This window comes from Liquorilactobacillus sicerae, assembly GCF_029916425.1.
Lineage (GTDB): Bacteria > Bacillota > Bacilli > Lactobacillales > Lactobacillaceae > Liquorilactobacillus > Liquorilactobacillus sicerae.
On the sequence record NZ_JAHAVQ010000010.1, the window covers coordinates 45130 to 65988 of the forward strand.

Annotated in this window: 16 protein-coding genes; 1 reads left to right on the forward strand and 15 read right to left on the reverse strand. The window is 39.0% G+C overall.

Annotated elements, in window-relative coordinates; all coding sequences use genetic code 11:
* Positions 1 to 3: 3 nt before the first annotated feature.
* The 15 genes from KH893_RS07665 to mscL all read right to left on the reverse strand — a co-directional run bounded on the left by KH893_RS07665 (position 4) and on the right by mscL (position 18038).
* Positions 4 to 3549: a PD-(D/E)XK nuclease family protein gene (locus tag KH893_RS07665; RefSeq protein WP_281165563.1), complete on the reverse strand. Its 3546-nt coding sequence runs from the start codon at positions 3547 to 3549 to the stop codon at positions 4 to 6.
* Positions 3550 to 3654: 105 nt separating this feature from the next.
* A complete protein-coding gene (locus KH893_RS07670; protein ID WP_281165564.1) occupies positions 3655 to 4971 on the reverse strand; it encodes a C1 family peptidase in 1317 nt (438 codons plus the stop codon).
* A 14-nt stretch (positions 4972 to 4985) separates the two neighbouring features.
* Positions 4986 to 5648: a carbonic anhydrase family protein gene (locus KH893_RS07675; protein ID WP_281165565.1), complete on the reverse strand. Its 663-nt coding sequence runs from the start codon at positions 5646 to 5648 to the stop codon at positions 4986 to 4988.
* Positions 5649 to 5673: 25 nt separating this feature from the next.
* On the reverse strand, positions 5674 to 6648 hold the full coding sequence (locus KH893_RS07680; protein WP_281165566.1) for a ribose-phosphate diphosphokinase: 975 nt from the start codon (positions 6646 to 6648) through the stop codon (positions 5674 to 5676).
* A 75-nt stretch (positions 6649 to 6723) separates the two neighbouring features.
* Positions 6724 to 7974 carry a glutamate-5-semialdehyde dehydrogenase gene (locus KH893_RS07685; protein ID WP_281165567.1) on the reverse strand — a complete coding sequence of 417 codons (1251 nt, stop codon included), beginning with the start codon at positions 7972 to 7974 and terminating at the stop codon, positions 6724 to 6726.
* Between the two features lie 15 nt (positions 7975 to 7989).
* Entirely contained in the window at positions 7990 to 8781 is a 792-nt protein-coding gene (gene proB / locus KH893_RS07690) for a glutamate 5-kinase (RefSeq protein ID WP_281165568.1), read from the reverse strand.
* A 4-nt stretch (positions 8782 to 8785) separates the two neighbouring features.
* The gene (locus KH893_RS07695) at positions 8786 to 10156 is read right to left on the reverse strand and encodes a hemolysin family protein (protein WP_281165569.1); all 1371 of its coding nucleotides are present in this window, start codon (positions 10154 to 10156) and stop codon (positions 8786 to 8788) included.
* Between the two features lie 165 nt (positions 10157 to 10321).
* Positions 10322 to 10801, reverse strand: coding sequence for a hypothetical protein (locus tag KH893_RS07700; RefSeq protein ID WP_281165570.1), 480 nt, complete (start codon positions 10799 to 10801; stop codon positions 10322 to 10324).
* 99 nt (positions 10802 to 10900) lie between these two features.
* Positions 10901 to 11545 (reverse strand): NAD(P)H-binding protein, encoded by a 645-nt coding sequence (locus KH893_RS07705; protein ID WP_281165571.1) that lies wholly within the window; start codon positions 11543 to 11545, stop codon positions 10901 to 10903.
* A 133-nt stretch (positions 11546 to 11678) separates the two neighbouring features.
* Positions 11679 to 13421, reverse strand: a complete 1743-nt coding sequence (locus KH893_RS07710; protein ID WP_281165572.1) for a pyruvate oxidase — start codon at positions 13419 to 13421, stop codon at positions 11679 to 11681.
* A gap of 289 nt (positions 13422 to 13710) precedes the next feature.
* Positions 13711 to 14340 carry a L,D-transpeptidase family protein gene (locus KH893_RS07715; protein ID WP_281165573.1) on the reverse strand — a complete coding sequence of 210 codons (630 nt, stop codon included), beginning with the start codon at positions 14338 to 14340 and terminating at the stop codon, positions 13711 to 13713.
* Positions 14337 to 15890 (reverse strand): ABC-F family ATP-binding cassette domain-containing protein, encoded by a 1554-nt coding sequence (locus KH893_RS07720; RefSeq protein WP_281165574.1) that lies wholly within the window; start codon positions 15888 to 15890, stop codon positions 14337 to 14339. Before KH893_RS07720 ends, KH893_RS07715 begins: the two co-directional genes overlap by 4 nt.
* A 96-nt stretch (positions 15891 to 15986) precedes the next feature.
* Positions 15987 to 16127, reverse strand: coding sequence for a hypothetical protein (locus tag KH893_RS07725; RefSeq protein ID WP_010581180.1), 141 nt, complete (start codon positions 16125 to 16127; stop codon positions 15987 to 15989).
* 81 nt (positions 16128 to 16208) lie between these two features.
* Positions 16209 to 17102, reverse strand: coding sequence for a helix-turn-helix domain-containing protein (locus KH893_RS07730; protein ID WP_281165575.1), 894 nt, complete (start codon positions 17100 to 17102; stop codon positions 16209 to 16211).
* Positions 17103 to 17666: 564 nt separating this feature from the next.
* Positions 17667 to 18038: a large-conductance mechanosensitive channel protein MscL gene (mscL, locus tag KH893_RS07735; protein WP_281165576.1), complete on the reverse strand. Its 372-nt coding sequence runs from the start codon at positions 18036 to 18038 to the stop codon at positions 17667 to 17669.
* Between the two features lie 155 nt (positions 18039 to 18193).
* Here mscL and KH893_RS07740 point away from each other — a divergent pair, with 155 nt between their 5' ends.
* Entirely contained in the window at positions 18194 to 20845 is a 2652-nt protein-coding gene (locus KH893_RS07740) for a cation-translocating P-type ATPase (RefSeq protein ID WP_281165577.1), read from the forward strand.
* Positions 20846 to 20859 lie beyond the last annotated feature (14 nt).

The window sequence follows — 20859 nt, forward strand, 5'->3', positions numbered from 1 at the left end:
AGATTATTTGCTCCTTTCAGCTTGAATTCTTTCTAAGACCTCGGCGGCTGACATTTTGTTGAGCTGATGATAATTATTTTCCGCCAGCATTGCATCAAATTGCATGATAGCTTTGAAAGGTGAATATTGCATAGCTGACCGCTTATCCGGCCATAAAACTGGATCGATCACTAAATCACCGCTAAAAATCTTAGCCGCTGCTTGTTGGATCAACAATTCATTATGCCACAGCAATAATTTCAGCTGCGATTTAGTAATCAGCTGCGGATCATTCTTGCCGGTTGCTGCGTAACTGCCGTCTTTTTTCCGGCGAAAAGGATAAACCAGCGAAGCCCCAGACTTATCTTGGGTCAACTCTTGATCTAACAGCTCGAGCAGTTTGGTTTCGGCCAATAAAAGCCCCTCATATTTATTTTTCTTCAACCAGGCCTGCTCAAAAGGCGTTTGCAAGACATCTTTTAAATCCAGTTTAGGATCTTGTAAATGTAAATAAACTGCCCCAGCCGGTTTTGGTTGAGTTTTTGGCAACAACAAATCAAAATTATTGATCAAAGCATCCAAATACGTCAACATCTGCAAAGAAACACCATAATACGCATCCCGAAAATTAAACTTATGCTGACTCGACTTATAATCCACGATCCCCAAATATGTCTGCTGTTCCTTTTGTAGCAGATCAATTCGATCAATCTTGCCGCGCACCTTGACTGCATGCTGCTGCGGAAGCTGGAACTCTAAAGGCCGCAAGCCTTCTTGACTGCCAACTTGACCGAATAAGACCTCGGTTTTAAAAGGCCGTAGTTGTGAACGTTGCAGTTGCTGGTGAATTGTCCAACTGACCTGCCGGATCGTTTTGGCTAGCTGCCGGCTTAGATACTGCATTCGATTGGAACTGTTCAAGATTTGAAACTGTGGCAGCTGCAACAACTCCTTGGTAATGGAGTAAATCTGCTGTTGTAACTGCTGAGAAGAGATTTCGGCAATACTCAAGTGCTCGGCTGCTAAATTACGATGCAAGCTGTCTAAGGCTGCATGGAAGAACTCACCCGTGTTGGCTGGCGAAAGTTCAAAGACGTCCCTTTCTTGCAATCGTAAACCATATTTTAAGAAATAAGCATACTGATTAGTATAAAATTCCTCCAGCTTAGAAATCGACGTATTGATCGTTTTTCCATATAAACCATCCACGATTTTTGGCTGGAGCTTTTCCGGGACATTGCGATAACTCAAGCTGGCAAAGACTTGCTCGGCCAACTTGCCGACTTGAGAATCTTGCCTCAACCACTTGGCTATCGGCTGAAAGTTGGCCGGCAGCTGCTTTTGATTTTTACGTGCCAAGCTTAGCAACTGACTAATCGTAATCCGGGGGTTGCCCACAAAAAAGCGACTAAAATCTGCTACCGAAATCTCAGCTGGTGGCTCAGTAGCAATCAAGGGGCAATCCAAAGCAAAGTGAGTCGCCAATTGTTTCAGATACGGCGATGCTTTTAATTCCTGACCATCACTTTCCTGTTGCGGATAAGATAAGATCAAACGCTTTTTAGGCAGCATAAATGCCAGGTAAGCCAGGTAGCTTTCACCAGCTAATTGGACATTGCTGGTTTGTGCTAAATCAGCTTGTTCAGCCGGCAAATAATCAGCCAGCTGTAGCCGATCATTGTCTGACAATAAAGCAGGCTGGGTTGTTTGATCCGGCATAACTGCACTCGTTGCTCCAATCAAAAAAACTGTCTCAGCATTTTGCAGCTGTGCCATCCCAGTTTCAGTGATCATAACCTGATCAAGCGTGGATGGTACTTGACTATACTGAGCACCAGCAAAGCCATTTAAGAGAAGTTCTTTAAATAATTCCAATTCAAACGGCCGATCGCCAAAAATTAGCACATATTCATCAAGCATTTGGACAAAGGTGTTCCAAACTTCTTCTGGACGGCTGGCCGCAGCCAAATTTCCCGCAGCAATCGCCTGATCACGCCAAGTCAGCAGTTGTCGGGCAACTCCAGTTTCAACTAGAAAGTTGACCAAAATCTTAGCTGCCTGGCGTCCAGTTTGAGCTTGCGTTAATTTTTTAAAAAATGGCGGCAGAATTGCTCGCACAAAATGGCGGATCAAATTGACTTGCTGAGTCTGTTTTTCTTGTTGGCTGGTCAAAACTTGGTCCGCATCGGTCGTTTCAAAACGAAAAACCTGCCAATCAGCTGAACGCAACCAAGCTGCTCCATTTAAACCGGTTTTTAAAATCAAATTTTCAGTCAGATCCAAGCAGTCCCGAAACTCTCCCAGATCGATCGGTTGCCCAGTCGCTGTTTGCGGCAATAACAGTTCGGTCTTTAATAAACGCATCACATCATCATATTGATAATGATTTTCTTGGACATCAAATAAAGCACTGATCAATTCAACTAGCGGATGCGAACTCATCTCATGCTGAAGATCAATAAAAAATGGGATTCCAGCTTGTTGGAAAATTGGTTCAATGATATTTCGATATAAATCCAAATGTCTGGTCATAACGACAAAATCACGGTAATGTCCCCGTTCTTGCTGCAAGAGTTGCCGCAGCTTAATTGCGACTTGACGCACTTCAGTTTGCCGATCAGCAGTTTTAAAAAGTTGCAGTGAATCAGTAGACTGGGCAGCTGCTGTTGGAACAAACTCCAAACGTGAATTACGAACCCAATAATCCTCCAGATCCAATAGTAAGGCTGACTTAGTTTTTAGAGTGTCGGTAATCGGTAACAGCTTAGCCGAGGCTTGGGAGCGAGTTAAAGCTTGATAAAGACAACTAGAACGATAAAATAGTGAATTTGGATCTTGCTTAGTCAAAAAGCTTTCTCGATCACCGACTAAAGTTAGATTGACTTCAGCGGCTTTTTTAATCAAGACTTCGACCAATTGTCTTTCCTGCTGGTTAAAATGTGAAAAACCGGCGATATAAAAATAATCATGACTTAAATCACGCTGTTGCAGATTTTCAGCCAATAAATTCAAAATTCCTTCATTCCCGATGAACTGCTGTCGACTTTCTTGCTGATACTCCTGATAAACCAGCGTTAGATCATGCAGCTTAGCCTGCAAATTAGCTGATAGCGGCGATTCAGCTAATTGGGCTAATTCCGCTGGCGTTACCAAATTTTGCTGTAGTTCATTTAACTGAGCGGCTAATTGACTGACAAAACCGATTTGCACTTGGTTAGCCTTAAAAATCGTCAGCTCAGCCTGTTTGTCTTGTAGGATCGCAGCTACCAGCATTTGATTCCCAGCTTTGGACAAGCGTGGAATCTTAAAAATCGGCGTGTCTTTTAAAAAGTACCAGGCTAAGCGAGTGAAGGAAAAGGTCTGGACATTTTTTTGCGCATAAAGCCCTTGGTCACCGAACGCTTGCCGCAATTGTTTCAAAACTTTAACTTCAGCGGCAAATTTAATATGGTTCGGTACTAGATAAAAGAAACGTCCTTGCGGATCGGCGCGGCTTTTTTGAGCTAAACGATCAATCAAAAAGCGATGATGATCACAGGAAGCTTTCCCAAAATAAAAATTTACGCTCATCTTGCATTCTCCTTTACTGTTTTTATTTTATCATCAATCAATTCTTTTCACTTGCTTGAACCTACAAAAAAAGCAGCTGAAATCATCAACTGCTCCACCGAACGCTTAAGCCAAAGAATCCCATGGTGCCAAATCAAGCGGTGTCTGTTGCCAGATTGCTAACTCTTTAGGCTGCAGAAATTCTTTTTTCACGATCACTTCATAAACAAAATCATCAAACCAGCGATCGCTCATTACAAAGTATCCTTGCTGACCGTTTTTTTCTCCCCAGTTGTTTTCTACCTTCCATTTAGTTGATCGACCAGCAACCAGATCAACGCCGACTAGAGTCATTGCATGTGAAACAGCGGCCTCGCGACTTCTCAGCCGGTCCGCTTTGGAGAGCTCTAAATCAGCTCCAAATAACGCACCACGCTGGTAAAACTCTGGTGCCAAGATCCCCTGCTGACGATCAGAAGCTTTTAAAACATCATTACCAAACCAAACCGTCAAACCAGCTTCTAATTGAGCAATTGCTGCTTGTTTCAAAGCCGTAATTTCAGTATTAACAAAAGCAATTTTTTGGCCGTTGAAAATATAATCCTCACTCGGCAGACCATAAACTTGGCCCAGCTGATGATCAGGTGCATTCGTCAAACAAACATAATCATCAAAGTCCCAAGTGAAATATTTTTGAAAGAACTGCTGGGGGGTCAGCTTTTGATCATGATGATATTCTTTTTGATCATTCCGGTATTCAAAATCAAATTCAGCGGGTGGCTCGCCAAAGGCAAACACCAGCATTCGATAAACAACACTCAAATATTCCATTTTTAACTGCCGGAGTTTTTCAGCAGTCTGACCACTCTTTTTGGCATCCCTTAAAGCTAGGCCATCTTTACGTAGCTTTAAATTCAAAACATCATTAATTTCAGCGGTATTGCTGCTATTGTAAGTTTCCGGCATAATATCTTGCGGTACCACTCCGTATTTGCTGATCAAAGCAGCCGCATTAGACCATTGACCACCATCACTATTTGGTCCGTCAAACAAGTCCATTACCCGTCGACTGCCTAAGGGCAATGCAGCTGTTTCAAGCACACTTTCGTAAAACTTGTTAGCTTTTTCCAAACGATCATAAAATGAATTGTAATTTTGGGACAATTGAAAATCCTTAACTTGGTATTTTTCAGCAAATTGATGTCGCAAAGTGTTGAGTGTTGAAAATAACCAGCAACGACCACTTTTTTTCTGATTGGTAACTTTACCAGTCTTGACTTCAACTGAAAAAACCGGGTTCAAGTCTTGACGAACAGCGTAATTCTCACTAGCAGCGGCAATCCCATTTTTTTGGCTTGTCCGCGCAAAAATCCGAGCTTGCTTTTGAGCTGCAAACTTCTTTTTCAGCTGTGCTAAATCGGTTGGTAGAATGTCTTTTCCCATTAAAATACCTTCATTCATCTTAGATTAGGTTCAGTATACAAAATAATTGGCCGCGACGATAGTGACTGAACTTGGCGAGCATTATCTTGCAAAAATTGCTGACGCAACTGCTGCAGCTGAAATTTAGCTGCCGACAATGGTTGTTGGAAGACCCACCACTCAACTCCACGTGTCAGTGGCGGAGTAGTTAACGATCCTAGATAATTAAAAACCGCTGCTGAATGTTGTTTTTGAATTTCAGGCAACATCAATTTTGCTGGCAGCAATCGTTTTTGTCCCTCACTAAAAGAAAACTGTTGATAAAAAGGGGCCATCGCTTGATCAATTGGACCTTCTTTGACCCAAAAAGCGACAACTGCCTGCTGTCCAAGCTCATTTTGATGAACAAAATGCCACTCTAATGGATAGCGCTTGCCGTTTAACAAATGTTCAGCCGGAAAATGGAAATGTAACTGTTGAAAGTCAAAAACTCGGTCATTTAGCTGAGCTTGCCCTTGACCGTTGAATTGTAAATTGTTTCCATGGTGTTCAACAGTAGTGAATTGATATGATGTTAAAAAAGAAACTGCCGAATGCTTCGGAGTTTCTTTTTTACTGACTGCTTGTTCAATATCAATTGGAGATTGCCATGGCTGCAGCTGGCTTTGCCAAGCTGATTGGTGCAGATAATCAAGCATGTTCTGATCTCCTTTTAATTTTTCATTAAAGATTTTGTTTAGTGAATAAAGAATCAACTGACTGATTATGGTAAATTAAATCAATGGCCTTAGCAAAGGTCTTTGAAACAGAAAGAATCTTTAACTTAGCAAATTGCTTTTCTTCAGGAATTTGAATCGTATCACTCACAACAACTTGCGTATATTCCGAATTTTGCAAGCGTTCAACTGCACCTTTTGAAAAAATTGGATGGGTTGCACAAGCATAAATGTCAGTTGCTCCAGCAGCTTTAAGTGACCGCGCAGCCAAGGTCATTTTGCGACCAGTATCGATCATATCATCAAACACGATACACCGGCGGCCCTTAACATCACCAATAATTGTGACTTGATCATCGAGAATTGACTGGTCTTCATCACCGCGTTTGTCAACGATGGCAATTGGCGCTTTTAACAGGGTCGCTAAGTTACGAGCAGCTTTGACACCATTATGATCGGGAGCAACGACCACCACATCATCCTTAATACCGGCTTGATTAAAGTAATTAACCTGAACAAAAATTCCTAACAAGTGATCGACCGGAATATTAAAGAAACCTTGCAGTTGACCAGCATGCAGATCCATTGTCACTACTCGATCGGCTCCCACCATTTGCAAGAAATTAGCGATTAATTTAGCAGTGATCGGCTCACGCGGTCGCGCCTTGCGATCAGCACGAGCATAACCATAATAAGGAATTACAATATTAATGGTTCCAGCACTTGATCTTCTTAAAGCATCGATCATGATCATTAATTCCATAAAGTTTTCATTGACTGGGTCGGAAATTGATTGAATCACAAAAACATCTGATCCGCGAATGCTTTCATTGATACTGATTTGAATCTCACCATCACTAAAATGCTTAACTGTTGCCTGACATAAAGCTACATGCAATTCATCGGCAATTTTTTGTGCCAATGGTAAATTTGAATTCAAAGCGAATAGTTTTAAGGCCGATCCCGCCTGTTTTCTGCTCATGACTGCCTCCAAAAAATAATTTATTTACTATAATTATAATCAAATCAAAAGGTAAATTCTATCTTTTTTATTGGTCTACTGACGAATCTGCCCCGCACCGCGAACTTGATACTTAGTCGTCGTTAATTCAACCAACCCCATTGGCCCTCGGGCATGCAGTTTTTGCGTTGAAATGCCAATTTCAGCTCCAAAGCCAAATTCAAAACCATCAGTAAAGCGTGTTGAGGCGTTGACGTAAACCACGGCCGCATCAACTTTAGCTAAAAATTCTTGACTTCTTTGATAATCATTAGTAATGATCGTCTCAGAATGTTTAGTTCCATGCTGATTGATATGATCAATTGCGGCTGTCAGCGACGGAACGATTTTGATTGCTAAGATCAAATCATTATATTCTGTATCCCAATCACTGGCAGTTGCTGGAATCACTTGTTGGCCCAAAAGTTGCTGTACTTGATCATCCCCGCGCAATTCAACTCCGGCAGCTGTCAATTTAGCAGCTATTTGTGGTAAAAACTCAGCCGCCACTTTTTCGTGAACCAGCAATTTTTCCATTGCATTGCAAACTGATGGGCGCTGACATTTGGCATTTAAAATAATTTTTTCAGCCATCGTAAAATCAGCAGTTTGATCAACAAACACATGACAATTGCCAGCACCCGTTTCAATTACTGGGACTTTCGCCTGTTGAACCACGGCTTGAATCAGCCGAGAACTGCCACGCGGAATTAAAACATCAATATACTTTGTTAATTGCATCAGCTGATTAGCTGTTTCATGCGAAGTATCTTCAATTACTTGAATAGCAGCCACTGGCAAAGCTAATTTTTGCAAAGCTGCTCGTAAGATTTTACCAATTTGCAGATTAGTCCGAATTGCTTCTTTGCCACCACGTAAAATAACTGCATTCCCTGACTTAAAACATAAAGCTGCAGCATCAGCAGTCACATTTGGCCGAGCTTCATAAATAATCCCCACAACGCCTAACGGGACCCGCTTTTGGACAATTTGCAAACCAGCATGATTTACCCATCCACGCGTAACTTCGCCAATTGGATCAGGCAATTGGGTAACTTGCTCGATTCCCACTGCCATTTGTTCAATTCGCTCGGGAGTTAAGCGTAAACGATCAAGAAACTTAGCTGGTAATTTTTGCACACTCTGCAGGTCAGTTTCATTGGCAGTTATAATTGATGCTACTTGTGCTCTTAACTCCTGCGCAAGTACTAACAAAGCTTGATTTTTCTGAACAGTCGTTAACTGACCCAAAATATAAGCTGCTCGTGCTGCTTGTGAACCAATTTTTTCTAAATCACAAACTACCATTGATTTCCTCCTTAACTAAGCCTGAAAAAGAGTCCCTAATTCTTGACCTGCAACTAATTTAAAAATAATCGATGGATTCGCACCACTCGCTAAAATTACTGCCCCTCCGGCAGCCATCATCAATTGAGCAGCCTTTAGCTTGGTGACCATGCCACCAGTTCCTAGTTTGGTTCCATGACCGCTTGCTTGAGCGAAAGTCGCCTCATTAATCTGACTAACTCGTTTGATCAATCTAGCATCAACATATTTACGTGGATTTTTATCAAAAAAGCCATCAATATCTGATAACATGATCAAAAGGTCAGCACCGATCATCTTGGCAACAATCGCTGAAAGCTGATCATTATCACCAAAACGGGTATGATGATCCAATTCATCGACCGCGACAGCATCATTTTCATTAACAATTGGAATAATTTTATTTTTTAATAAGTTTTCAAAGGTATTCAAGACATTTTGCCGACTTTTAGGATAATCGACGACATCATGCGTCAGTAAAACTTGTCCGATTTTTTGACCATAAACTGCAAAACGCTGTTGATAAACGGTCATCAGTTGCGTTTGCCCAACCGCAGCTACGGCCTGCTGCTCAGGGATCGCAACCGGACGTTTCTTTAGCCCTAATAATCCTAAACCCGCACCGATTGCGCCAGAAGAAACTAAAACTATTTGTTTATCCTCGTTGACCAAACCGCTTAAGGTATAGCATAATTGATCGATTGCTTTTAAGTTAAGTTTGCCATTTTGATGAATCAAGGTACTGGTCCCGATTTTAACAACGATTCGTTTGCCAACTAAATCTCGCATAGTCCTAACTACTCTCCTTTGAAACTTGATCATTATTTTGAGGTGTATCTTTATTTTCTTCAACATGCCGGCGAACTTCCAGCCAATCAATATAATTTCGGTTAAAATCAGTGATTTTTAAATCAAATTGACCCAGCGTGATCACCATGTCCTGCTTAACTTGGTAATTTTCTAATAGATAACCAGCAATTGTGACACTATCTGATTCATCAAAGCTACGATTTTTAGCACGGAAAAAGCGTTCAAAATCATATAAAGTGGTTTTACCAGAAACCTTATACGAACCATCTTGATTTTTAATAATATACTCACTCGAGACATCATCTATTTCGTCTTTAACGACCCCAAATAATTCTTCATAAATATCCTTGTCAGTGACAATTCCACTTGTCCCACCGTATTCATCTAAAACAACGACGATCGGTGTTTTTTTATTAATCATCTGCTGCAAAAGTTTTTGAATCGGCGTCACTTCGGGAACAGTAATAATCGTTCGCAACAACTTGCTGACACGAACATTAGCATCGACTTGTGCCTGACGAATTAAATCATAAATATAGACATAACCTAAGATCCGATCCTTGTCATTATTAGCAACCACTGGAAAACGACTAAAGCCCTTGCGCAAATAATAATTGATCACCGTTTTGACAGTATCAGTGATATCAACGACTTCCAAGCTAGTCCGGTCGACCATGATATCTTTAGCAACTTTATCATTAAAATCAAAGGCTCGTTGCATATAAAGCAAATCATTTTTGTCAAGCTGACCTCCACTAACCGCATTCCTGGATAACCGTAAAATTTCAGCTTGTGATAAAACATCATCACTTTCATCCGCCGGCTTGAGCCCCATCAAATGGATGATCACTCCAGCTGAGGCATTCAATAATCTAACAAACGGATAGAAAATAATATGGAAATAATGTAGTGGATTAACGACCCGCATCATCATTTTCATTGGCATATCAATGCTCAAATTTTTAGGAACGATTTCCGTCAAAACGACTTCTAAATAAGTCAGCAGCAAAACCCCTAAGACAGCCCCAATAATGCTTAGACCGCTACGTTGAACCGGCGTTACTTTTAATAAATTAACAATCAGTAATTCAATTGTTTCTTCACCGATCCAACCGAGAATGATTCCCGAAAGCGTCACTCCAACTTGAGTTGTTGACAAGTACTCATTTAAGTTCTGCACCATTTTTAATGCTCGCAAAAGTTTACGCCGGTTACCTTTACCAGCCTCCAAGACACTTTCCAATGCACTTTTTCTAGTTTGAACTAAAGCAAATTCCGCCGCCACAAAAAAAGCAGCAAAGATAAACACGATTAGGATAATAAGCAAGTTAATTGCCAGCTGACCATCCGTCAAATTTTCATTCCCCATTTCATCAAGATTACAATAATATCATAACATTTTTTCAACAATCTTTGATAGCTTTTAAAGCAAATTACGACGATCCTAAAAACTTTGTTGGTTTTGTTAAAAAAAGTAACGTTGTATTTCAAACAACGTTACTTTTTACTTTCTAATCAACTAATTTTCAGTTTCCAGACTGTTCTCAAGTATTTGCTGCAAATTTGTTTCCAAAGTCGCAGCAATTTTCTGAACTAATGATTGTTGATTTTGTTTAACTTCACTAACTAAGCCACAACTGTCGATTCTTAGACCTGAAGCATTAATTTTATCAGCAATAACAATCAAATTAATTATCACATCTGTTTGACTTTCCAGCTCAAAAAAGTTGTCAATGTGATTGACATTCGCAAATGGCAAATTAATGATTCCTGTTTCAAGCAGGATCGAAACTGTTTGTCCATTCAGATCCAGTGGCTGTTCAAGTCGGCTCAATCTTTGTTTCGCCAGCATTTTTTCAAATTGCTCGACTAGTTTTTGGGTGAGTTGTAAAACAACTGACCGCTCAGCTGTCTTCGTCATTTTTATTTGTGACAACACCTTTTCTTGGTAATCCTCATTTTCCACCTGATGGATAAAATCAGCGACCTTGATTTTCATATATTCACATCCAAACTGCTTTTATAATATCAACTTAGTCCTATTTATCTTAAAAGCTAGTTTACATATTGTCAAACCTTCTTGATAATTAGTCGGCTATCAAGTTGTCGCTTCTTTTTGCAAAAGCTGACTTCTGCCCCCTAATAGGACATTTTTGACTTCAAGGGCAAACTGCTGACGGGAAAGTGGCTGCCATTTTGTTAGGTGTCGGCCAATCAACGGCAAGTGCTGACCAAACAATAGCAGCTGAGCTAATATCCAGGTACTTTGGCGCTGAGGATGATAAATTAGGCTGGGGTAAAGAAAGACTGCCCTTGTTTTTAGTTGCGACCTCAACAACTTTTCTGTCTCACGTTTAGTAACTAAATAATTTTTTAGCAATCTTGGGGCAGTTTTAGCTGACACAAACAGCATTTTTACTGATTGATTTTCCTTAATCGCTGCTATTAATGGCAAAATTGGCTTGATTGTCAATTGCTGATACACCTGCTGATTTTTAGCGACCAGCACCCCTAACAAATCAACTACCCAATCTTGGTCAGCGATGATCTCAGCCCACTTGGGCGTTTTTTTTTGCAAATCAATTTTTAGCCAGTTGACTTGCGGAAATTTTTCTTTTAATTGTAAGCTTCCACCTGAACGAGAAATACTCGTGATTTTAAATTGTGGATCCTTAGCCAGCTGGTCCAATATTCCTTGTCCAACAAAGCCTGATCCTCCCAGTAAAACTATTTTAATTGTCATTTTCCCACCACCAATTTTAATTATCATACCAATTTTAAGACCTTGAATTGTCTAATTAAGTGTAAATGCATCACAAAAATAAAATAACAGATTCCGTCATAACGAAACCTGTTATTCCAACTAAGGTTTATTTTTAGAAGAATTGCCGCATAATATCTTTCAGCGGTGGCAATTCGGGAATCTTCCAATAATTTTCAAGATACTCCTGACCAAATTTCATGTAGCCTTTAGCCTCATCCATGACGATCTTGCCTGGCAATGGAGCATTATCTTGAACATAAGCATTGATCAAAACCGGCTTATCAGTCACTTTGTAGGCCTTATCAAGAGCCTGTTTAAATTCGGCATTGCTTTTGACGTTAAAACCAATGCCGCCACAAGCTTCAGCAAATTTAGCGTAATCCAGATCAGCCAAATCAATTTGGTAATTCAATTGGCCAGCTGACTGCTGTTCATATTCAATAAATGCTAATTTTTGATTATTCAAAACCACACAGATAATGGGCAGTTTGTATTTAACAGCCGTTACAAAGTCCTGCATCACCATTGCAAAAGCACCATCACCATTAAGAGTCAAGACTTGACGATCGGGATAAGCGACTTGAGCAGCAATTGCTCCTGGCAAGCCGCAGCCCATAGTACCAAGCCAAGCAGAGATTGCAAACTGCTGATCTTTTTTAACATGCAGATAACGAGCACTCCAAGATGTTGAAGTCCCGACATCAATTGAATAAACCATGTTATCAGGAGCTGTTTCATCAATATAAGCAACTAAACTTTCTGGTGAAGCCGGCGCTGTATCCATTTCACGTTTAGCCTGCATCCATTTGTTCCAGTTGCTCATATTCTTTTGACAAGCATCCAAGAACTTTTCATCTGAACGCAACTGGCCTTTTTGATTTAATTGGGTAATAACTTTAGTAACATCACCTTGAATCGCCACATCAACACTATAACGTTTACCAAGATTTTCCGCTTTGACATCAACTTGGATGCATTTAGCTTGGCCTTTGTTGGGCAAATATGGGCGATACGGATAGTTAGTACCTAATAAAACTAGTAAGTCTGCACTCTTCATTGCTTCATAGGCCGGTTTAGTTCCTAATTTACCAACATTGCCTAATGAATTAGGATGATCATCAGCAACTGTGCCTTTAGCTGGTAAGGTTTCAATAAATGGAATCTTATTTTGTTCTACGAATTGCTGAATGGCAGCTCCAGCAGCCGATTCTTTAGCGCCAACACCTAATAAGACAATCGGTTTAGCTGCCTGCTGAATCAACTCAGCAGCTTGATCTAATTGAGTTGAATCAATTTCTGGTTTGCTTAAAACAAAAGCCTTTGCAGAAGATTTATACGCTGCTTTTAATTTTTGATCTGGAATGTCATCTGGAATCGTCAAAACAGCTACGCCTTTGTTCTCATAAGCACTGCGAACTGCCTGATCAACAACTTCAGCTAAGTTGTCAACTGAAGAAATTGAACGGTTAAAAACAGCTACATCATCAAAAAGCTTAGCAGTATTAACTTCTTGGAAATAACCCTCATTCAAAGATTTTGAGGTCACCTGACCAAGAAGTGCCAAAACTGGAACGTGATCCATTTTGGCATCATATAAGCCGTTAAGTAAATGAATGGCACCCGGACCACCAATTGATAAGCAAACGCCTAATTTTCCGGTATACTTAGCATCCGCAGCTGCCGCTAAGGCCGCTACTTCTTCATGTCTAACTTGAATAAATTTGACCTGATCTTTTTGCCGCCGCAAAGCATCAACAGTCGTATCGATTGAGTCACCAGGCAACCCATAAACTGTTTTTACTCCCCAATCTACCAAAACATCAACCAGTAGATCTGCACCTTTTAAATTTGCCATGTTAACACTCCCTATTTTAATCTAGTTCCGAAAACCTGAATCTAAATCTATTCTAACGCAAAAAAGGTTTTACACAACAATAATCTGCTTGATTTTCACAAAAATTCTGCTTGTTTCGGCTAAAAATCCTTTTTTTCACAAATTTCAAGGCCAACAAACCCCAAACTTATAATCAGATTCCAAACATATTCACAAACTTCAAAGCTTTCGTTCGATTTTGTAGATAGTTTCACAATTAAAATAAAAAACCCAGAAAAGGTCATCTTCTCTGAGTTATAAACTATATTTGTTAATTACGTTCAATTAAAATCGTTGTGCCTGTTGGAATATTTTGATAGAACCATTTGGCATCCCTGACTGATAGCCAGATATTGCCATGCGTGTTTGGCACATCTTTTTGATCTCCCAATGAAGCTGCCTGAGTACTGATAAAATTTCGATTAACATCGGTGGGAACGGATTGAATCAAATTTTGCCCAGACTGTTTCCAAGCAATCCAGTATTTGCCACCCTGATTAGTTGCCGGATCATAATAAAATCGGCCACGATTGTCCCTTAATTGATATTTCCCTGGTAACACGCGGTTGGTCTGCTTAACTTTTTGCCAGCTAGCTGAAATATACATCGTATAAATTTTTTTATTTTTGGAATACAAATAAAGCTTTTGCTTGACTAAATTAATTTTGACTTTTAATTTATCAACGCGACTGTTTTTAATTTCTGGATACTTAATAGTTTGTGAAGATTTATGCCAATCAACCGGATAGCGTAAATGATTACTATGAAACTGCTTTGCTTTTTTAGCATCTTGTTTAAGTTCAATTGACCTTTGTTGTTCGGCTTGTTTAACATAAAAATAACTAGCACCAGCCGCTACCACTAATAACAGTGCAACTATCCACGCGATAACCTTTTTCATCGTTTATTTCCTCCCAAACGAATATTTTCAACATTTAGAATCTGATCGACCCATCCCTGATAAAAATCAGCTTCATGCGTAACTAGTAAAACATTTCCTGCATAAGCCTTCAAAGCTTGCTTCAAAGCAGCTTTCGTCTGATCATCTAAATGGTTAGTCGGCTCATCCAGGATCAAAAAATTAGCCGGTGTTAATGCAAGTAAACATAGCTTGACCTTAGTTTGTTCACCACCACTTAATAGTTTGATTGGTTGCATAATATTTTCTGCGCTCAAGCCCACTCGAGCTAAGTGTTGACGAATTATTTTAGGCTCAAGCTTCGGATATTGATCATGAACAATTTTTAATGGCGTCTGTTGTGAATTAGACCAAATTAGATCTTGACTAAAATAGCCAACCTTAGCGGCTGCTACAAAAGAAGCTTCGCCACCGAAAACTGGGATCAATCCCAGGATCGACTTGATCAACGTTGATTTTCCAACTCCATTAAAACCCTTTAAAACCATTTTTTCACCATGACTCAAGGTAAAAGAAACCGGTTTAAGCAATGCTCGTTGATAACCAACTGATAAATTCTTGACGGTCAAAGTTTCAGCTGACAATAACTCCAAGTAGGGAAAATTAAAATGTGCTGTCCGAGTATTTTCTGGCGGATCGACCAAAGTTAATTTATCTAATCTTTTTTGTCTGGATTTTGCAAGTGTTGAACGTGAACCAGCTTTATTCTTGCGAATGTAGGCTTCATCTTTTTCGATTTGACGTTGTTGTTTTTCATAAGCTTTTTGCTGGCTTTCCAAACGTTGCTTTTTTTGTTTGATAGCCGCTTGAAAACTCCCAGTATATTTAGTGATTTCCCCCAGCGAAACATCAATAATAGTATTCGTAACTCGCTCTAAGAAATTAAAATCATGCGAGACGACCATGAAACTTCCTGGAAAAGAATTCAAATAGCTAATCAACCACTCAATATGTTGCGTATCCAAATAATTAGTTGGTTCATCAAGCAATAAAACATTTGGTTGTTCCAGCAACAGTTTGGCCAAAATAATTTTGGAACGTTGGCCGCCACTACATCTTGAAACTTCGCATTCTTTCCCTAAAGCATCAATTCCCAGCCCGGTCATTACTTGATCAATTTTTGTTTCAAGTTCATAAAAATCACCCGCTTCAAGTTGCTCTTGATATCGACCAGCCCTTTCCAACAGTTGATCGGCTGGTGATTTAGCATATTCTTCATAACACTTGTCCTGTAATTCACTGATTCGATAAAGTTTGGCAAAGGCCGATTTCAAAAACTCAAAAATCGTCAAGCCTTGAGCTGTTTGGACATATTGATCCAAGTAGCCAATTGTGATTCCTTTTTGCCAACGAATATTTCCTTCATCTGGTAATTGTTGGCCGGTAATGATCTTGATCAAAGTACTCTTGCCAGCCCCATTTTGTCCAATCACTCCCATATGATCTTCCTTATTCAACTGAAAGCTAGCATTCTGATACAGTCGTTTATCGGCAAATGATTGCGATAAGCCTTCAACTTCTAAAATACTCATTTTTCTCCCTCTTACTTGGAATTATAACACTTAAAAAAATGCAAAAAAAAACCATCACAAAACGCCAAACGCCTTATGCTGGTTAATTCTGATCAATTAATTAGCTTTCTTTTCTAATTCTTCACGGTCTTTTAAAAATGCTAAAACAGCTTGATGCTGCGCACGACGCTTTTTAATATTCTTTTGGTTTACCGGGCGACGATCATTTGCGACCCCGACATGCGTATTCTGGGACATTTCGCGGTTCTCCTTTCAATTAAACTAAACATTTACTTATTTTACACTGAAAGCTAGTAACTTTCAAGTTATTCCCAATCATCAAACTCTTCGCTGACGACTGCTTTCTTGCAAACGAGTACTTAAAATATCTTGTAAAATAGTAACTTGTTTTCGATACATATCTTCCAAACCTAATTTTTGATATAACTCGAAAGTTGCTGAAATCGCTTTAATTCCTTCTTCGTAATCACCATCATCGATTACTTTTAATCCCCTGAAAAAGTTTTTGCATCCCAATGCAAAAACATTATCGGGCGATGTCTTGGTCTGTTCCAGCATTGTATAATATAAAGCTGTATCATTCTTACGGTTTGTCTTCATAAATAGCAAGATAACCCGACATAATACCCTGACCTTAAGATTCTCCATTCGAATATCGTGCGACTTATCATCACTAAACCACTCATGACTTTCCAATAGTTTTGCCAAAGAAGAACCATCAAATAGAAATAGTGCATCGACTAATAAAGTGTATTCATACCGCGTCCAATATTGACTGCGCGATAAGAAGTGAATAATTTCATGTCTTTCTGCTAAATAGCTCTCATTCTTGCTTAGAAACTTTCTCATACCACAAGCTACAACCTCTAAATTATAAAACCTAACTAATTGGTTGTTTTGATAGCTACGATCAATTTTTCGTTCTAAAACTTTGATTTCATTTGTATTTCTTTGCTGAAAAGCATCGATCAAGCTTTGATGATATTCTTGATAATGAGTATGCTCATTGTTTTGTCTTTTGAAAAGCGTAATAAACTCAGCCGCCCCAAGATTTAAACGGTCTAAGATATGTAAAAAAGTATCTGCTGTTGTTTCAACTAAACCACTTTCATACTTGTAATACATTGATCTTGACAATAAGCCGCCATAAATGGTCTTAGCTTTGATTCCCTTTGATGTTCTAATACTTCTAATTAATTCTCCAGTTTTCATGAAAACATTTTCTCCTCCACTTCTTACCCTTAATCATTTAAGTACGGAACTTGGTTTATTAAAGGTTATCCAAATTAGCTTGATTTTCTTAAAAACATAATGTTTATTCTTGAAAATCTTGTTAAACGCCTAAAAAGGCAGATAAACTATTATTGTTAAAAATTTAAGGCTGGAATTGAATTGCTTTTAGCACTCAACTTTTTACTTATGGTTTCATCTTTCTGTGCTTGACAGTTGTTCACATATTTCACAAAATAACAACCGCCGTTCAACAACCAAGATAATTGAGCTGGACACCTAAAAGGTTTACCCAAAGCCATCAAACAATTAACATTTTTCTTCTTAAAACAGCTCTAGTGTATTTAATCGGCTCTTTTTACAGAATATCAAGTATTTGTTAAACAAATTTTCGACTATCTGAAATATTTTGATTGATTGATCCAATAAACTTATCAAACACCTCAAAAATGGATTAGTAAAATAGAAAAGTTTTCGTAAAAATCATCGTTTTAGCTCATTGTAATTATAAGTAAAGCTGAAGAAAGCAAGGAGCTCCAGTTAGCATCATTTTCCATTTTCTTTTAATAAATCGCGAATCTCCTCTAAAAGCTGTACTTCAGGAGCTGTAACCGGTTCCTCATTCTTTTTCCTAACCAAAAATTTATTAACAACTTTTACTAAAATGAAAACAACAAATGCAATTATCAGAAAATTAATAACCGCGTTTAAAAAACTGCCAACTCTAAAAGTCGCTCCAGCAATCTTAAAAACCCAATCCGAGAAATCAATCCCCCCAATAAATAACCCGATCAAAGGATTAATTAAATAATCAACTAAGGATTTGACAATGGTTGTAAAAGCACTACCAATAATTACACCAACAGCCAAATCAATTACATTTCCTCGTGAAATAAATTCTTTAAATTCCTTTATCAATCACTTTCACCCCACTATTATGATTACTCCTACTGTACCAATACCAAAAGTCATTTTCAAGAGAATATTTAATTTGTTAGTAATGTATAAATCTTTTCTTTATTAAATATCTATGTTAAATTCAAATAAATACTAAAAAAGGATAGATTATTACCATGAAATCAGATTATTATCAGCAGGAATCCCAAAAAGTTTTAAAAATGCTCCATTCTTCTGAGCAAGGCCTAACTGTTGACCAAGTTGAACAACGCCAAAAAAAATATGGAACCAATTCCTTAACTGAGCAAAAAAATCGTTCCTGGATGGGAAAATTTTTTGCTCAGTTTAAAGACTTAATGATCATAATCTTGATTATTGCAGCTATTATTGCTGGAGTTGCTGGCGATTTTTCTGATGCAACGATCATTTTCTTGGTAGTAATCTTAAATGCAGCTTTTGGTGTTTTTCAAGAAACTAAAGCTGAAAATGCTATCAAGTCTTTAAAAGAAATGACAACGGCAACCTCACGCGTTAAACGCTCTGGTCAAATCAAAGTAATTAAAAGTTCTGAATTAGTTCCTGGTGACTTAGTGATCCTTGAAGCTGGCGATATCATTCCAGCTGATCTGCGTTTACTGCAGAGCAGTTCTTTGAAGATCGAAGAAGCAGCTTTAACTGGTGAATCCTTGCCAACTGAAAAAACTACGGCCCCTTTACCTGAAACCGAGTTGCCATTAGGTGACCGTGAAAATATGGCTTTTATGAATACCAATGTAACCTATGGAACTGGTATTGGGATCGTAACAGCCATCGGGATGCAAACCGAAGTTGGAAAAATTGCCAAACTATTAAATGAAACTAAACAAACGATTACCCCGTTGCAGCAAAGCGTTACTCACTTAAGTAAATTACTGAGCGTTTTGATTTTAGCAATTGCAGTGATCGTCTTTTTAGTCGGTACGATTGTCAACCAAACCTCATTTTTAGCGATGTTGCTAACTGCGATTTCTTTGGCAGTTGCCGCTATTCCAGAAGGTTTACCGGCAATTGTCACAATTACGTTAGCTTTGGGCACGCAGGTTATGGCACGCAAAAAGGCCTTAGTCCGGCGCTTACCAGCTGTCGAAACTTTAGGAGCTACTGAAATAATTGCTTCTGACAAGACTGGAACGCTGACACAAAATAAAATGTCAGTTGAAAGGCTTTATCTTCCTAATAAATTAATTGCTGCTAAAAATTATCAACCAGTTGCTACTGATCATTTGATTCAGTCAATGATTCTAGCCAATGATACTCAAATTACTGAACAAGGCCTAACAGGTGATCCAACCGAAACAGCCCTAATTCAATTCAATCTTGACCAACAATTTTCAGTCGCCGCTTTACAAAAAAGTTTTCCTCGAATTGCTTCATTGCCTTTTGACTCCGAAAGAAAATTAATGTCGGCCATTGTGAAAGCAAACAATGAAAAAACAATTATGTATACTAAGGGAGCCGTTGATGAGTTGCTCGAGCGAACCAATCGGATCTTTGATCACGGAACTGTGCGGTTGATTACTGAAAATGACCGCAAACAAATTAAGCAAGCTAATCAACAACTAGCGGCTCAAGCTTTACGTGTTTTAGCTTTTGCTTATCGTCCCGTGAAAAGCCTTTCCCCCAATGCTCAACTGAATCCGGTACTTGAGAATCAATTAATCTTTGTTGGCTTAGTCGGTATGATTGACCCCGAAAGGCCTGAAGTTAAACAAGCAATTGTCCAAGCCAGGGCTGCCGGAATCAGAACTTTAATGATTACTGGAGATCACAAAATCACTGCTGCAGCAATTGCCCAGCGGTTGAAAATCATTGACAAACCCACCCCCAAAAATATTGTGACCGGCAATCAGCTTGAAAAAATGAGTGCGACTGAATTAAAGCAACGAGTTGCGGAAATTTCTGTTTACGCACGAGTAGCACCTGAACACAAAGTCCGCATTGTTAAAGCTTGGCAACAACGTGGAAAAATAGTAGCTATGACTGGAGATGGCGTTAACGATGCTCCAGCATTAAAGACGGCTGATATTGGTGTTGGGATGGGGATTACAGGAACCGAAGTCTCGAAGAATGCCAGCGACATTGTTTTAGCCGATGATAATTTTGCTACGATCATTATCGCAGTTCGTGAAGGACGGCGAGTTTTTGCCAATATTCAAAAAGCCATTCAATATCTGCTCTCAGCCAATTTAGGTGAAGTTTTAACATTATTTTTTATGACATTACTTGCTTGGGACATTTTGGCACCAGCACAAATTTTATGGATCAACTTAGTAACCGACACTTTCCCGGCGATTGCTTTGGGAGTCGAAAAAGCTGAAGCAAATGTCATGAAGAATCAACCCCGAGGTGCTAAATCAAACTTCTTCAGTAATGGAGTCTTTTCAAGTGTTATTTATCAAGGAATTCTAGAAGGCAGCTTGACTTTGGGAGTTTATTGGCTTGCCATCCAGTTTCCATTCCATCATTCTAATGAGTTGATTCACGCTGATGCGCTGACTATGGCTTTTGCAACTTTAGGCTTGATCCAACTATTTCATGCTTTCAATTCAAAATCAATCCATCAAACTATCTTTACCCGCCGAACTTTTAACAATCGTATTTTCAATTGGTCGATCATCGTATCCGCTTGTTTGCTTTTTTCAACGATTTTGATCCCGGCTTTTAACGCGACCTTTAAAGTTACAGCTTTAAGTTGGCAACAATGGGCCGTTGTTTTATTAGGCGGAACTTTAATGCTATTGATCGTCGAAACTGTCAAATTAGTCCAACGTCACATTCAAAAGTCCTAAATTAATAAAGGATT

Coding starts and splice junctions, on each gene's coding strand:
- KH893_RS07665 (WP_281165563.1), bottom strand. CDS start 3,549: ATGAGCGTAAATTTTTATTTTGGGAAAGCTTCCTGTGATCATCATCGC.
- KH893_RS07670 (WP_281165564.1), bottom strand. CDS start 4,971: ATGGGAAAAGACATTCTACCAACCGATTTAGCACAGCTGAAAAAGAAG.
- KH893_RS07675 (WP_281165565.1), bottom strand. CDS start 5,648: ATGCTTGATTATCTGCACCAATCAGCTTGGCAAAGCCAGCTGCAGCCA.
- KH893_RS07680 (WP_281165566.1), bottom strand. CDS start 6,648: ATGAGCAGAAAACAGGCGGGATCGGCCTTAAAACTATTCGCTTTGAAT.
- KH893_RS07685 (WP_281165567.1), bottom strand. CDS start 7,974: ATGGTAGTTTGTGATTTAGAAAAAATTGGTTCACAAGCAGCACGAGCA.
- proB (WP_281165568.1), bottom strand. CDS start 8,781: ATGCGAGATTTAGTTGGCAAACGAATCGTTGTTAAAATCGGGACCAGT.
- KH893_RS07700 (WP_281165570.1), bottom strand. CDS start 10,801: ATGAAAATCAAGGTCGCTGATTTTATCCATCAGGTGGAAAATGAGGAT.
- KH893_RS07705 (WP_281165571.1), bottom strand. CDS start 11,545: ATGACAATTAAAATAGTTTTACTGGGAGGATCAGGCTTTGTTGGACAA.
- KH893_RS07710 (WP_281165572.1), bottom strand. CDS start 13,421: ATGGCAAATTTAAAAGGTGCAGATCTACTGGTTGATGTTTTGGTAGAT.
- KH893_RS07715 (WP_281165573.1), bottom strand. CDS start 14,340: ATGAAAAAGGTTATCGCGTGGATAGTTGCACTGTTATTAGTGGTAGCG.
- KH893_RS07720 (WP_281165574.1), bottom strand. CDS start 15,890: ATGAGTATTTTAGAAGTTGAAGGCTTATCGCAATCATTTGCCGATAAA.
- KH893_RS07725 (WP_010581180.1), bottom strand. CDS start 16,127: ATGTCCCAGAATACGCATGTCGGGGTCGCAAATGATCGTCGCCCGGTA.
- KH893_RS07730 (WP_281165575.1), bottom strand. CDS start 17,102: ATGAAAACTGGAGAATTAATTAGAAGTATTAGAACATCAAAGGGAATC.
- KH893_RS07740 (WP_281165577.1), top strand. CDS start 18,194: ATGAAATCAGATTATTATCAGCAGGAATCCCAAAAAGTTTTAAAAATG.